This is a genomic window from Pseudomonas sp. P135, assembly GCF_020312125.1.
Classification (GTDB): Bacteria; Pseudomonadota; Gammaproteobacteria; order Pseudomonadales; family Pseudomonadaceae; genus Aquipseudomonas; species Aquipseudomonas fragariae.
Window position 1 is genome coordinate 24,052 of sequence record NZ_JAGPYR010000002.1, and the last position, 14,243, is coordinate 38,294.

At 59.5% G+C, this 14,243-nt stretch carries 14 protein-coding genes; 10 read left to right on the forward strand and 4 right to left on the reverse strand.

What is annotated here, in order from left to right:
• Window positions 1-20: 20 nt before the first annotated feature.
• Window positions 21-326, reverse strand: coding sequence for a hypothetical protein (locus KBY08_RS02580; protein ID WP_003404260.1), 306 nt, complete (start codon window positions 324-326; stop codon window positions 21-23).
• 755 nt (window positions 327-1,081) lie between these two features.
• Here KBY08_RS02580 and rmuC point away from each other — a divergent pair.
• Both rmuC and KBY08_RS26475 read left to right on the forward strand, forming a co-directional pair.
• A complete protein-coding gene (gene rmuC / locus KBY08_RS02585; protein WP_161429162.1) occupies window positions 1,082-2,446 on the forward strand; it encodes a DNA recombination protein RmuC in 1,365 nt (454 codons plus the stop codon).
• Between the two features lie 199 nt (window positions 2,447-2,645).
• Window positions 2,646-2,768 (forward strand): PA1414 family protein, encoded by a 123-nt coding sequence (locus tag KBY08_RS26475; protein ID WP_003418154.1) that lies wholly within the window; start codon window positions 2,646-2,648, stop codon window positions 2,766-2,768.
• A gap of 86 nt (window positions 2,769-2,854) precedes the next feature.
• On the opposite strand, the gene KBY08_RS02590 is transcribed toward KBY08_RS26475, so the two are convergent.
• The gene (locus KBY08_RS02590) at window positions 2,855-3,157 is read right to left on the reverse strand and encodes a hypothetical protein (RefSeq protein ID WP_024638875.1); all 303 of its coding nucleotides are present in this window, start codon (window positions 3,155-3,157) and stop codon (window positions 2,855-2,857) included.
• A gap of 225 nt (window positions 3,158-3,382) precedes the next feature.
• Between KBY08_RS02590 and KBY08_RS02595 the strand changes: the two genes are divergently transcribed.
• Together KBY08_RS02595 and KBY08_RS02600 are read left to right on the forward strand one after the other, a co-directional pair.
• On the forward strand, window positions 3,383-3,982 hold the full coding sequence (locus KBY08_RS02595) for a tRNA-uridine aminocarboxypropyltransferase (protein ID WP_003404257.1): 600 nt from the start codon (window positions 3,383-3,385) through the stop codon (window positions 3,980-3,982).
• A 100-nt stretch (window positions 3,983-4,082) separates the two neighbouring features.
• Complete coding sequence (locus KBY08_RS02600; RefSeq protein WP_057457137.1) at window positions 4,083-5,042, forward strand: DMT family transporter; 960 nt, start codon at window positions 4,083-4,085, stop codon at window positions 5,040-5,042.
• Window positions 5,043-5,062: 20 nt separating this feature from the next.
• Here the strand turns inward: KBY08_RS02600 and KBY08_RS02605 are convergent, their stop codons facing one another.
• Together KBY08_RS02605 and KBY08_RS02610 are read right to left on the reverse strand one after the other, a co-directional pair.
• Complete coding sequence (locus KBY08_RS02605) at window positions 5,063-5,677, reverse strand: NAD(P)H-dependent oxidoreductase (protein ID WP_011268572.1); 615 nt, start codon at window positions 5,675-5,677, stop codon at window positions 5,063-5,065.
• Window positions 5,670-7,064: a class II fumarate hydratase gene (locus KBY08_RS02610; RefSeq protein WP_024640839.1), complete on the reverse strand. Its 1,395-nt coding sequence runs from the start codon at window positions 7,062-7,064 to the stop codon at window positions 5,670-5,672. The genes KBY08_RS02605 and KBY08_RS02610 overlap by 8 nt, the downstream gene beginning before the upstream one ends.
• 169 nt (window positions 7,065-7,233) lie before the next feature.
• Between KBY08_RS02610 and KBY08_RS02615 the strand changes: the two genes are divergently transcribed.
• The 6 genes from KBY08_RS02615 to KBY08_RS02640 all read left to right on the forward strand — a co-directional run bounded on the left by KBY08_RS02615 (window position 7,234) and on the right by KBY08_RS02640 (window position 14,238).
• Window positions 7,234-7,761, forward strand: a complete 528-nt coding sequence (locus KBY08_RS02615) for a DUF2059 domain-containing protein (RefSeq protein WP_003314637.1) — start codon at window positions 7,234-7,236, stop codon at window positions 7,759-7,761.
• A 15-nt stretch (window positions 7,762-7,776) separates the two neighbouring features.
• The gene (locus KBY08_RS02620) at window positions 7,777-8,070 is read left to right on the forward strand and encodes a BolA family protein (RefSeq protein ID WP_057457136.1); all 294 of its coding nucleotides are present in this window, start codon (window positions 7,777-7,779) and stop codon (window positions 8,068-8,070) included.
• A gap of 173 nt (window positions 8,071-8,243) precedes the next feature.
• On the forward strand, window positions 8,244-9,197 hold the full coding sequence (locus tag KBY08_RS02625) for a rhodanese-related sulfurtransferase (RefSeq protein WP_003404248.1): 954 nt from the start codon (window positions 8,244-8,246) through the stop codon (window positions 9,195-9,197).
• Window positions 9,198-9,200: 3 nt separating this feature from the next.
• A complete protein-coding gene (locus tag KBY08_RS02630) occupies window positions 9,201-9,833 on the forward strand; it encodes a DsbA family protein (RefSeq protein ID WP_003404247.1) in 633 nt (210 codons plus the stop codon).
• Window positions 9,826-11,652 carry an ABC transporter ATP-binding protein gene (locus tag KBY08_RS02635; protein ID WP_011268570.1) on the forward strand — a complete coding sequence of 609 codons (1,827 nt, stop codon included), beginning with the start codon at window positions 9,826-9,828 and terminating at the stop codon, window positions 11,650-11,652. The genes KBY08_RS02630 and KBY08_RS02635 overlap by 8 nt, the downstream gene beginning before the upstream one ends.
• 123 nt (window positions 11,653-11,775) lie before the next feature.
• Window positions 11,776-14,238, forward strand: coding sequence for an EAL domain-containing protein (locus KBY08_RS02640; protein ID WP_011268569.1), 2,463 nt, complete (start codon window positions 11,776-11,778; stop codon window positions 14,236-14,238).
• The last annotated feature ends 5 nt before the right edge of the window (window positions 14,239-14,243 follow it).

Here is a 14,243-nt window from a genome sequence, read left to right on the forward strand (position 1 = left end):
AAGTGGCAGTGAACAAATCTTCACCAGTGTCCGGCCAGCCGATAAATCAGTACGGTGACTGACGCCACCATCGAGCAGCCCAGCAGATAGGCGGCGACGGTAAGCCGCAGCGACCTGCGGCTTTCGATGGCGCGCATGATATCGCCTGTCGCGTTGATACGCCCGTTGCTCAGGTCACCGCAGATGATCAGCATCAGGGCGATCGCTGACAGCAGCACGCTGTAGGCGAACACGCCGCCGTCCGGGGGTGGCAGGACGATACTGACTGCCAGGGCGACGAGGCAAACGGCCAACAACAGCAGGAAGAACTTGGCGATCTCCTTCATGGGTCCCTTCACTGAATCGTTGGTAAATTAGAGTGAGGTGCATTTTTGCCAGTGCTTGGACCGCAACTTGTGCAATTTGTCGCCTGCGTCGCTTTCATTGCCCTGAATAATGCGCGAAATGGGTCGTCAGTCATGTCGGTCCAGCACCTGAAAACCTGCTGAAAGCCTTGTATTCATTGAGAATGCGATGCGTTCGGGAACGCAAAATATGATGCATGAAATGACCAAAAACGGCCTTGATGAGGAGTTGTGCACATTAGCGGCACAAGCTGCCACATCACTGTCACAAGCGAAGCTAAGGGTTTGATTTATGATGGTGAATTATTAAGTCAATGAAAAACATCGTTTTTTTTAGCTGGTGAAAAAATCGTCAGTTTGAGCGCAGGCCCCATGCTGCTTGCGTTTGCGCAAGTTAAAGGGGGGTTGTCCACTGAGTTATCCACAGCTTCTGTGGATTGTCCCGAGGAAAATGTCCCCCTAATAGGGGCTGTGCGCTGCGCTGAAAACGCGTACAATCCGTTCCCCCGATTTATGCCCGCCTGTTGATTTCGTCTCGCCCGAGACGGTGTTTCTGCTGCACTATCCGCACGCCCTACCCAAACTGCCGCTGGCCGTTATTATTCAGCCCGCATGGAGTCTTTATGGCACTGGACCTGAACAGCCTGTTACTGGGGCTCGCCGCAGCAGCGCTGCCCTTGCTGGCTCTGCTCTGGCATCTGCAGCGCCGTCTGGCCGCTCGTCAGGCCGAGAGCGCGCTGCTCGATGAGCGTCTGAGCATGGCGCAAATGGCGCAGGAAGGTCTCAATGCCCAGTTGGATGCGTGTCGTGACGAGGTCAGCGACCTCAGTCAGGCCAATGCGGCCAAGCAGGCTGATCTTGCCGCGTTACGCCGCGAGGTCGAGTTGCTGCGTCAGGAAAGCGATAACGCGCGCGAAACGGCCCAGGACTGGAATCATGAGCGTGCCGCCAGAGAGGCAGAACTGCGTCGTCTTGATGCGCAGTGTGCGGCGCTTAACGCTGAGCTGCGTGAACAGCAGGATGGCCATCAGCAGCGCCTGAACGATCTGCAGGGTTCCCGTGATGAGCTGCGTGCACAGTTCGCCGAATTGGCGGGCAAGATTTTCGATGAGCGCGAGCAGCGCTTCGCCGAAACCAGCCAGCAGCAGTTGGGCCAATTGCTCACGCCGCTCAAGGAGCGTATCCAGTCGTTCGAAAAGCGTGTCGAGGAAAGTTACCAGAACGAAGCGCGCGAACGCTTTTCCCTGGCCAAGGAGCTGGAGCGTCTGCAGCAGTTGAATCAGCGTTTGAGTGATGAGGCGACCAACCTGACACGCGCCTTGAAGGGGCAGAAGACCCAGGGCAACTGGGGCGAGCTGATCCTGGAGCGTGTGCTCGAGCATGCCGGGCTTGAAAAGGGTCGTGAGTATCAGACGCAAATCAGCCTCAAGGGGCCGGACGGCGAACGCTTTCAGCCTGACGTGTTGATCATGTTGCCGGGCGACAAACAGGTGGTGGTCGACGCCAAGGTCAGCCTGACGGCCTACCAGCAATATGTGTCTGCCGATGATGAAGTCATTGGTCAGGCTGCGCTGAAGCAGCACGTACTGTCGTTGCGTAACCATGTCAAAGGCTTGTCGGGCAAGGATTACAAGCGTCTCGAGGGGCTTCACAGTCTGGATTTCGTTCTGCTTTTCGTGCCTATCGAGGCCGCCTTTTCCGCCGCCCTGCAGGCCGAGCCGAATTTGTTCCAGGAAGCCTTCGACCGCAACATCGTGATTGTCAGCCCTACGACCCTGCTGGCTACCTTGCGGGTGATTGACAGCCTGTGGAAGCAGGAGCGTCAGAGCCAGAACGCCCGTGAGATCGCTGAGCGGGCAGGCTGGCTGTACGACAAGTTCGTGTTGTTCATTCAGGATCTGGATGAGGTCGGCAACCGCCTGCAACAGCTGGACAAGGCCTATTCGGCGGCGCGCAACAAGCTGACGGAAGGGCGCGGCAACCTGATCAGCCGCAGCGAACAACTCAAACTGCTGGGCGCGCGCGCGAGCAAGAGTCTGCCTGCCGATTTGCTGGAGCGGGCGATGACCGATAATGATGGCCTGATCAGCCCGCCTGACTGAGCCGTACGACTGCCCGGCGTAATGTTCAGTAACAGGCCGTCCGTCGCAAAGACTAGAAGCTACGCTGCACAAATGTCACATTGACTCCATCGGGAAAATTGTTTCCCGTTGCACTCGGCTAACAGTTCATTTGCTTCTATGATCTCTAGTGAGTGATGAGTACGGATCGACTGCCGAGTATTTCCCTCAAGGGGGCTCTATGAATAGCAAACTGCAAGAATGGCTCCACGATGTAGGCGTTGCATTGGGTTTGATAGAACGCCCAAAACTGCAACCCATTCCGGTTCGTGCCGACGATGATCGTCGCCGCCAACGCCGGTAAGCTTCTCGCCTGACCCTGGCCACAGGGTAATGCGCATGTTGAGTTTCGTCGGGGCGCACAGGGCGTCCCGATACAAGGGCTGGCGTTCAATGCTGGTGTCCTGTCTCTTCCCCCGGCTTTGCTGATCCCTTTTTCGCCTCCTGCAATAAAAAAATCAGCTCGATGATCCTGTGCAGCGCAAACTGCTCTGGTCTGGTGATTGCCTGTGTTCTGATGGCTTCAGGGAGGGTGAAATCGAAGGCTTCCTCCAGTGCGAGGAAAAACAGCTCGATATCATCGTCATCAAGGGTCAGATCGACGAAGGTGGCGTCATCCTGAATGGCGCTCTTGTCTACTAGAATGATGCCTAGGGCGTCGAACACCTTTTGCCTGATCTCTTCGCGATTCATGAAAGCCCCTGATGTGGATCTTGTCAGATACAGCAGGCGTACTTCATTTCTCCAGCCCAGACCCATGAGGCTAGCTCAAATCGCCGTTGCGGCTGTGGATTGCCGCGCCGTTGCGGTGCTGATTTGTTTAAAATGCACGGCTGTTCGACAGGCGGTTTGCGGCAACGCTGATTCGTCGCGCAGCGCAGCCTTTTTGACCATGTGAGATTGATCGAGTACCCATCGATGCCCCGTGCCCGTTGTGAACGTTGCCTGCGTCCTGCCACGCATTGTCTGTGCGCCCTGATTCCGCAGTTGGACAGCCGCACGCGGGTGTTGATCCTGCAGCATCCGGATGAAGTCGGTCATGCCTTGAACACCGCCCGACTGGCCTCGCTCGGTCTGGTCAATGCGCAGTTGTTGGTGGGCGAAGTGTTCGACGATCTGCAAGCGCTTTTGAATCCGCCTGGCTATCAAGCGCGATTGCTGTTTCCGGGGGACACTGCGCAGACGTTGACTTCTTATGCACAGGATTCGCTGCCCATGCTGCTGGTCGTGCCGGATGGCACTTGGCGCAAGGCGCGCAAATTGCTGCACCTCAACCCTTTGCTCGCCGAGCTGCCAAGGGTGACGCCGGGCGCCGCGCCTGTTTCGCGTTATCGCTTGCGCAAGGCGCCGGGCCCTGATGCCTTGTCGACGCTCGAGGCCATCGTGCACACCTTGCAGACGCTGGAAGCACCTGCCTCGTTCGAGGCGTTGCTCAAGCCGTTCGATGCGTTGATCGAAGGTCAGATTCAGGCCATGGGCAGTGAGACCTACCAGCGCAACCACGGCGGCCAGGGGTAAGGAACACAATTCGCGTCGTTAACTGCATCCAGCTGTAACTGTTGCTTTGCCGATCAGCGCCTAGAATGGGTGTTCTGTTCTATCTCTCGCGGAAGTTGCAATGCACATCTCGTCTGGTCGTTGGGTCTATGGCCTCTGCCTGTCACTGTTGACCGCACTGCTGTGGGGCATTTTGCCGATCAAGCTCAAGCAGGTGCTGCAGGTGATGGATCCGGTGACCGTGACCTGGTTCCGCCTGGCTGTGTCCGGGGCGCTGTTGTTCATCTGGCTGGCCTCGGTCAAGCGCCTGCCCAGCTTCAAGGTGCTGGGGCGCAAGGGCAGGGTGCTGGTCGGGCTGGCCGTGTTCGGTCTGGTCGGCAACTATGTGCTGTACCTCATTGGCTTGCGCCTGCTGAGCCCGGGCACCACGCAATTGCTGGTTCAGGTCGGTCCGATTTTTCTGCTGATCAGCAGCATCTTTCTGTTCAAGGAGCGTTTCAGTCTGGGGCAGGGCATCGGCCTGATGGTGCTGCTGGTGGGCTTCGGATTCTTTTTCAATCAGCGTCTGGTGGAGCTTTTCACCTCGTTGGGCGACTACACCCTGGGCGTGCTGGTAGTGCTCCTGGCCTCGACCATCTGGACGTTCTACGGGCTGAGTCAGAAGCAGCTTCTGACGGTATGGAATTCGCTGCAGGTGATGATGGTGATCTACCTGTTTTGCGCCCTGTTGCTCACGCCGTGGGCGCACCCTGCCGAGGCATTGCTGTTGAGCCCGATGCAGGGCTGGCTGCTGTTGGCCTGCTGTCTGAACACGCTGGTGGCCTACGGCGCCTTTGCCGAAGCGCTGGCGCACTGGGAGGCCTCGCGGGTCAGTGCGACGCTTGCGCTGACGCCTCTGGTCACGCTGACCGCCGTGGCGGCTGCCGCCTGGCTGTGGCCGGATTACGTGCAGGCTGAAGAGTTGAACGTGCTGGGTTATGGCGGTGCGCTGCTGGTGGTGGCCGGGTCGGCGCTGACTGCGCTTGGCCCTTCGCTGGTCGCCGGCCTCAGGGCACGCAAGGCCCGGCTGGCGCAGGCCTGACTGGCGGGTGGCGGGGCAGATCAGCGTCTGCCCAGCCCCTGCGCCTGAATAATCCATTCCTGGCGCTGCTGTTCGCTGGCGCTGTGTACCGGAGCAAACTCGGTCAGGCGTTTGGTCTTTATCCCGCAAAAGCCGAGTATGGTCCTTACCATCTGGCGGTGAGCCGGCGCGCCGTAGATCCAGTGAAAGTAGCGCGGCGGCGTGTCCATGGCGACCAGCAGCTCAGCTGTCCGGCCGCGAAGCAGTTCATTGGATGAGTGCTTGCGGCCGTGGACCTTGAACGCAAAACCGGGCGTCAACACCCGGTCGAAAAAGCCCGTCAACAACGCCGGCAAGCCGCCCCACCAGACCGGATAGACGAAGACCAGATGCTCGGCCCAGTGAATCTGGCGCTGGGCTTCGAGCAGGTCGGGCTCAAGTGTCTGAGTCTGATCGTAGCCGTTATGCAGAATCGGATCGAAGTCCAGTTCGCCCAGCTTGATGACCCGCACCACATGCCCTTCGCCACGCGCCGTTTGCGCGTAGGCGTCACCCAGGGCGTGGCAGAAACTGATGGCCTTCGGCGTGCCGTAGACCATCAGGATTCGTTTGCCATTGCCTTCCAGTGGCGTTGCGCCGCTTCTGGCATCAGCCATTACTGCCTGCCTCGAGCATTTTGTCCGGCCGCACCCAGGCATCAAACTCTTTATCGGTCAGGTAACCCAGCGCCAATGCCGCTTCGCGCAGGGTCAGACCTTCGGTGTAGGCTTTCTTGGCAATCTGCGCCGACTTGTCATAGCCGATATGCGGATTGAGTGCGGTGACCAGCATCAGGCCGCGCTCCAGGTGTTCGGCCATTTTTTCGCCATCCGGCTCCATGCCCGCGATGCAGTGTTCGTTGAAATTGCTGCAGCCGTCGGCCAAGAGGCGAATCGACTGCAGAACGTTATGGATGATCACCGGCTTGTACACGTTCAGTTGCAGGTGGCCCTGACTGGCGGCGAAACCGATGGTCACGTCGTTGCCCATGACCTGGCAGGCGAGCATCGACAAGGCCTCGCACTGGGTCGGGTTGACCTTGCCGGGCATGATCGAACTGCCGGGCTCATTGGCAGGCAGTCTGACTTCTGCCAGACCGGCACGCGGGCCTGAGCCCAGCAGACGCAGGTCGTTGGCAATTTTCATCAGTGTGCCGGCCAGCGTCTTCAGTGCGCCGGACAGCGCTGCAAGTGGCTCGTGACCGGCCAGCGCGGCGAACTTGTTGGGTGCGGTGACGAATGGCAGTCCGGACAGGGCCGCCAGTTCTGCGGCAATGGCCTCGGCAAAGCCTTTGGGCGCATTGAGCCCGGTGCCGACTGCCGTCCCGCCCTGAGCCAGCTCGTAGACGGCGGGCAGGGCGGCGCGAATGGCTTTTTCCGCGTAATCGAGTTGCGCGACAAACCCGGACAGCTCCTGGCCGAAGGTGATCGGCGTCGCGTCCATCATGTGTGTGCGCCCGGTCTTGACCAGCTTCATGTGCCGCGCGGCCTGTTCGGCCAGCCCGCTGGACAGTTCGGCGATGGCCGGCAGCAGCTGCGCCTTGACCGCCTGGGCAGTGGCAATGTGCATGGCCGTCGGGAAGCAGTCGTTGGAGCTTTGCGAGCGGTTGACATGATCGTTGGGGTGAACCGGTGACTTGCCGCCACGCCCCTGGCCAGCCAGTTCGTTGGCGCGGCCTGCGATCACTTCGTTGACGTTCATGTTGCTCTGTGTGCCACTGCCGGTCTGCCAGACCACCAGCGGAAATTGCGCGTCATGCTGACCGTCGAGCACTTCGTCGGCGGCCTGTTCGATCAGGCGGGCGATATCGGCAGGCAAGTCGCCATTTCGATCGTTGACCCGTGCGGCAGCTTTCTTGATCAGGGTCAGTGCGTGCAGGACGGGCAGCGGCATTCGCTGGTCGCCAATCGCAAAATTGATCAGTGAGCGTTGGGTCTGCGCGCCCCAGTAGGCATCTTCGGGGACTTCGATCGGGCCAATGCTATCGGTTTCGGTGCGGCTCACTGGTCTTACTCCTTTAAGTGCGTTGCAGGGTTAGGTGTCCATATGCCCACAGGGTTCCCGCGCAGTGCTTTTTAACCGCTGGGTGAACCGGGGGTTGAGCCAAAAGCCCAGATAAGCGCAGAATGGTCGGCCCTGGGGTAATGCCTCGTTTGCTAGATAAGGAAACTCGATGACCCGTCTTCGTGCCATTTGTACCGCGGTAGCCCTGGTCTGTGCCAGCGGCCAGGTCTTCGCCGACACCGCCAGTCACAACGCGAGCGCCGAAACGTTCCTGAAGCTTGCCAACGCCGATCGCCTGGGCGCTCCGGTCTACGCTCAGGTTCAGCAGATGTTCGCTCAGCGTTTCGCTGAAACCAAGGCACCTGCATCGAAGAAAGCCCTGCTTGAAACCTATCAGGCCAAGGCCAACACCGCTCTGGACCAAGCCATTGGCTGGAACAAGCTCAAGCCCGAGATGGTCAAGCTGTACACCGCAAACTTCACCGAAAGCGAGCTGAAGGATCTGGTCGCGTTCTACCAGTCGCCACTGGGCAAGAAAGTGATGACCAAGATGCCTGAGCTGGCTCAGCAGTCGGCCCAGCTGACCCAGAGCAAGCTGGAAAGCGCTGTTCCGGTGGTCAACAAGCTGCTGGCTGACATGACTGCCGAACTGGAACCTGCCAAGGCAGCTGCTCCGGCTCCGGCCAAAAAGCCCTGACAGGCGATTTCCATCATGACCATGCAACAACGAATCGAGTCGGCGCTTGCGCTGCTGCAACCGCACCACCTGCAAGTACTCGACGAGAGTCATATGCACAGTCGTGGTCAGCAGACCCATTACAAGGCGGTTCTGGTCAGTGACCAGTTTCAGGGCCTGAACTCGGTCAAGCGGCACCAGAAGGTCTACGCCACGCTGGGCCCGCTCATGGGCGAGTTTCATGCACTGGCGTTGCACACCTACACGCCTGAAGAATGGTCGAAGGTCGGTATAGCGCCTGCTTCACCGACCTGTGCCGGCGGGCATTGATCATGGCTTTTTACTGATCCGGCCCCCTTGCCGGGGGCTATTGCCCCGCCGAGCTGTCTGCTGCACTCCGGTTTTTGCTAGAATCCGCACCGCGCCGCCTGGCCGGTGCGTTTTTTTGGTCCGCATTTTTTTACCCGGTAGGCCCTTTGCGAGGGTCGCCACTGGAGAGATACATGACTCAAGAGCCGATGACTCAGCCGATCGTCGTGGCTGCGCTGTACAAGTTCGTCACCCTCAGCGATTACGTGGAACTGCGCGAGCCGCTGTTGCAGGCGATGGTCGACAACGGCATCAAGGGCACGCTGTTGATTGCCGACGAGGGCATCAACGGTACGGTGTCCGGCAGTCGCGAAGGCATCGATGGCCTGATGGCGTGGTTGAAGAGCGACCCGCGCCTGATCGATATCGACCATAAGGAATCCTACTGCGACGAGCAGCCGTTCTATCGCACCAAGGTCAAGCTCAAGAAAGAGATCGTGACCCTTGGCGTCGAAGGCGTCGACCCGAACAAGAGCGTCGGTACGTACGTCGAGCCCAAGGACTGGAACGACCTGATCAGCGATCCTGAAGTGCTGCTGATCGATACCCGCAACGATTACGAAGTGTCGATCGGCACCTTCGAGGGCGCCATCGATCCGAAGACCACGTCGTTTCGAGAGTTTCCGGAATACATCAAGGCGCATTTCGACCCGGCGGTGCACAAGAAAGTCGCCATGTTCTGCACCGGTGGCATCCGTTGCGAAAAAGCCTCGAGCTACATGCTCGGCGAGGGCTTCGAAGAGGTCTATCACCTCAAGGGCGGCATTCTCAAGTATCTGGAAGAAGTCCCCGAGCAGGAAAGTCACTGGCGCGGCGAGTGTTTCGTGTTCGACAATCGGGTCACGGTGCGCCACGACCTGACCGAAGGCGATTATGATCAGTGTCACGCTTGCCGCACGCCCATCAGTGCCGAGGACCGCGCCAGCGAGCATTACTCGCCTGGCGTCAGTTGCCCGCATTGCTGGGATTCGCTGAGCGAGAAGACGCGTCGCAGCGCCATCGACCGGCAAAAGCAGATCGAACTGGCCAAGGCACGTAATCAGCCGCATCCGATCGGTCGCAACTATCGTTTACCCTCCGAGGCCTGAGCCATGTCTGCCCGCCTGATCTATGTCATGGACCCGATGTGCTCCTGGTGCTGGGGCTTTGCTCCGGTTGCCGACGCGCTGGTGCAACAGGCTCGGGCGGCGGGCGTGCCGCTGCATCTGGTCATGGGCGGTCTGCGCTCTGAAGGTGCTGCGCTGGAGCCTGCCAAGCGTCGTTACATTCTTGAGCACTGGCAGGCGGTCGAAGAGGCTACCGGCCAGCCGTTTCTTCGCGAAGGGGCGCTGCCGGAAGGGTTTGTCTACGACACTACGCCTGCCTGCCTTGCCGTCACTGCGGCACGGCAGCTGGACCCGGACCGCGCCTGGGAACTGGTCGGGCTCATCCAGCGGGCGTTCTACAACGAGGCCCGTGACGTGACGCGTCCGTCGGTGCTGGCTGAGCTCGCGGAGCAGACAGGGCTGTCGCGTCAGGCATTTGCCGATGAGTTCGAAAGTCCGCAGCGCCAGGCGGCCACCGCCGCCGATTTCGCCTGGGCACAGGATCTGGGGATTGCCGGCTTCCCGACCCTGCTGGCAGAGCGCAACGGTCAGCTGGCGCTGCTGACCAACGGTTATCAGCCATTGAGCAGCCTTTCGCCCTTGCTGGGTCGATGGCTGGAGCGTGCAGCCAGTGCATGATGAAGTGCCTGAGGCTGCCCGACAGCCGCACGCCACACGCAGCGACGCATTGAGCTGGGCCGAGATCCGTCGTCTTGCCTTGCGGCATAAAAAATCCTTGTGGCTGGCCAACGGTGTCGCGGTGCTGGCCACGCTGTGCAGTGTGCCTATCCCGTTGCTGCTGCCGTTGCTGGTCGACGAGGTGTTGCTGGGCCGTGGCGATGCTGCGCTCAAGGTCATGGATCACCTGCTACCTGGCAACTGGCAAAAGGCAGCGGGCTACATTGGCCTGATGCTGTCGTTGACGCTGGTGCTGCGGGTCGGGGCGCTGGTGTTCAATGTGTTGCAGGCGCGGCTGTTCGCCGGGCTGGCCAAGGACATCGTCTATCGTATCCGGCTGCGGCTGATCGAGCGGCTCAAGCGCATTTCCCTGCGTGAATACGAAAGCCTGGGCAGCGGTACGGTAACCACGCATCTGGTGACCGATCTGGACACGCTGGACAAGTTCGTCGGTGAAACCCTCAGCCGCCTGCTGGTGGCCACGCTGACCCTGGCAGGTACTGCAGGCATTCTGATGTGGATGCACTGGAAACTGGCGCTGCTGATCATGCTGTTCAACCCGCTGGTCATCCTGCTCACGGTGAAACTGGGCAAGCGCGTCAAGCACCTCAAGAAGCTGGAGAACGACAGTACGTCGCGGTTCACCCAGGCACTGAGCGAAACGCTGGATGCGATTCAGGAAGTCCGGGCCGGGAACAGACAAGGCTTCTTTCTGGGACGCCTGGGCGTACGCGCGCAGGAAGTGCGTGACTACGCAATCAATTCACAATGGAAAAGCGACGCCTCGGGCCGTGCCAGCGGGCTGCTGTTCCAGTTCGGTATCGATATCTTTCGCGCCGCGGCAATGCTTACCGTGCTGTTCTCGGACCTGTCCATCGGGCAGATGCTCGCGGTGTTCAGTTACCTGTGGTTCATGATGACGCCGGTTGAGCAACTGCTGAACCTGCAATACGCCTACTACGCGGCAGGCGGGGCGCTGACGCGCATCAACGAGTTGCTGGCGCGCGCCGACGAGCCGCAATATGCCGGCGGCACCGACCCGTTCGAGGGCAAGGAAACCGTGGGGGTCGAGGTCCGTGGCCTGACCTTTGGCTATGGCGAAGACCTGGTGCTGGACCAGTTGAACCTGAACATCGCGCCGGGAGAAAAAGTCGCCATCGTCGGTGCCAGCGGGGGTGGCAAGAGCACCTTGGTGCAGTTGCTGCTGGGACTCTATACGGCGCGCACCGGCGTGATCCGTTTTGGCGGCGTCAGCCAGCAGGATATCGGCCTGGAGACCGTGCGCGAAAACGTCGCCGTGGTACTGCAGCATCCGGCCCTGTTCAACGACACCGTACGCGCCAACCTGACCATGGGCCGCGACTGCAGCGATGAAGCCTGCTGGCGTGCACTGGAAGTTGCGCAACTCGATTCCGCGATCCGCGATCTGCCACAGGGTCTGGACAGCGTGGTCGGACGCTCCGGAGTCAGAATGTCGGGTGGCCAGCGCCAGCGCATGGCAATCGCGCGCATGGTCCTGTCCGACCCCAAGGTGGTGATCCTCGATGAGGCCACCTCGGCGCTGGATGCTGCCACCGAGTACAACCTGCATCAGGCACTCGCACGTTTTCTGCGCAGCCGCACGACGTTGATCATTGCCCACCGCCTGTCGGCCGTGAAGCAGGCTGACCGGGTACTGGTATTTGATGGCGGGCGTATTGCGGAGGACGGTGACCATCAGCAGTTGATTGCCGATGGAGGTCTGTACGCAAAACTGTACGGACATTTGCAACAAATCTGATGTGCCAAGCCTCGATCAGCGCACAGGTTGGCTCGATTGCGGGAGATTCACCTGCCATCATGGGCGAATTTAGCCTAGTCTCTGCGCTAGACGTTTATTCAGGCATGTGGTGACGTGAAACCCATGAAGCAACCATGGACCTTCTCCAAGCCCCGTCTGTTGGGCATCGTATGGCCTTTCATTGCCGTCGCGCTGTTTCAGGCGTTGCTGGGATGCGTCAGTCTCTACACCATGTCTGCCGTGCGCAGCTATGTGGCCGGGGAGAGTCTCTGGTCCAAGGGGCAGAAGGACGCTATCCACTACCTGAGCCTGTACGCCAATCGGCATGATGAGCGTGACTACCTCAAGTATCAAAAAGCCTTTTCCGTACCTCAGGGCGGCCATGCGCTGCGCAAGGCGCTCGATCAGCCCATCCCGTCCCTGGCGGATGCCAGAGGCGGAATCATTCAGGGTGGCAATCACCCGGATGATGTGAATGGCATCATCTGGATGTACCTGAACTTCCACAACTTCAGTTTCATGAAACAGGCCATTCATTTCTGGGAAGTGGGTGATGGCTACCTCATGCAGCTCGACGAACTTGCCCGGCACATCCACGACCGGGTCGGTCAGGGGGCTGTGAGCGCCGCCGAGGTCGATCAATGGCGCGAGCAGATCAATGTCATCAATGAAGGCGTCACGCCTGCTGCGCGTGCGTTCAGTGATGCGCTGGGCGAAGGCTCAAGGCTGATCCTCAACCTGTTGATAGCGGTCAATCTGATCACCGCCGTGGTATTGATTCTTCTGGCACTGCTGCGGGTGCGCCGTCTGATCGTCCAGCGCCGCGTGTTTGCCGACGCCCTGCAACTGGAGAAGGAGCGGGCGCAGATCACGCTGGAGTCCATCGGCGACGGGGTGATCACCATCGATGTGGCCGGCGCCATCGTCTACATGAACCCGGCCGCCGAGGGCCTCACCCACTGGAAAGGCACTCAGGCCAGCGGGCTTCCGCTGGCTGCGCTGTTCAATCTGCTGGATGAAAACGATCAGAAGGACCAGTCAACGCTGGTCGAGCAGATCATCACCGGCAAGCTCAAGGGTGGCAGCGCCAACAGCAAGCTGATCCAGCGCCTTGATGGCAGCACGGTGTCGGTCGCGCTGGTCGGCACGCCGATCTACACCGAAGGCGTGATCAGTGGCGCGGTGCTGGTGCTGCATGACATGACCCAGGAGCAGCAGTACATCGCCGATCTGTCGTGGCAGGCTGCCCATGATCCTCTGACCGGCCTGGTCAACCGCAGCGAGTTCGAACGCCGTTTGCAGCGAGTGCTCGACGAAGACTGCGGTCAGGGCCGGAGCCATTGCCTGATGTTTCTCGATCTGGACCAGTTCAAGCTGGTCAATGATACCGGTGGTCATGCGGCGGGTGATGAACTGCTGCGCCAGCTGTGCCGGGCCTTGCCGCAGGGCTTGCGTGACGGGGATACGCTGGCCCGGCTGGGAGGCGACGAGTTCGGTGTGTTGCTGGTCGATTGTCCTGCCGAAACGGCGCTCGATATGGCCGAGGCGTTGCGCGAAGTGGTGCAGCGTCTGCATTTCATGTGGAAAGGTCGGCCATTCATGACTACCGTCAGTATTGGCCTGGTACACCTCGGCGATACACCTGCGTCTCTGGAAGGATCATTGTCTGCTGCAGACATGGCCTGTTATATGGCCAAGGAAAGAGGTCGCAACCGAGTCCAGGCCTACAGTGTGGATGACCTGACGCTGTCGATGCGTTTCGGCGAGATGGCCTGGATACAGCGGCTGCACATGGCAATGGACGAGAATCGCTTTTGCCTTTATGCGCAGGAAATCGCCTCAATAAAGGGCGAAGTGGGCGAAGTACGACACATTGAGATCCTCTTGCGCCTGCGCGACGAGTCTGGACGAATGGTCGTACCGGACAATTTCATTCCGGCCGCCGAACGCTACGGCCTCATGACCACCCTCGATCGCTGGGTGGTACACAATGTGTTCAAAGTCATTGCCCAGTGCCAGAGTGATGATCGGCATCAGGTGCCGCAGGCACTATGTGCTATAAATTTGTCTGGATCGAGTATCGGGGATGATACGTTCCTCGAATACCTGAAACAGCAGTTCAAGACGTTTGACGTATCGCCCGGGATGATCTGCTTCGAGATCACCGAGACCAGTGCGATTGCCGACCTGCAAAGTGCGATCAGATTCATTAACGAGTTGAAGGCATTGGGGTGTCAGTTTTCCCTTGATGATTTCTGCTCGGGTATGTCGTCTTTTGCCTACCTCAAGCACTTGCCGGTGGATTTCCTGAAGATCGATGGCAGTTTTGTGAAGGACATGCTCGACAACCCGATCAACAAGGCTATGGTCGAGGTGATTAATAATATCGGTCATGTCATGGGCAAGCGCACTATTGCTGAATACGTTGAAACGCCGCAGATTGAATCTGCGTTGCAGGAAATGGGCGTGGATTTTGCACAAGGCTATCTGATTTCCCGCCCTGAATTGTTCACTTGCGAGAGTCTTTATATTCAGCCCGTACGGCCTGACCCCCTGATGTTCGGCGCGCCAGGAACGCTACGTTAATCAGT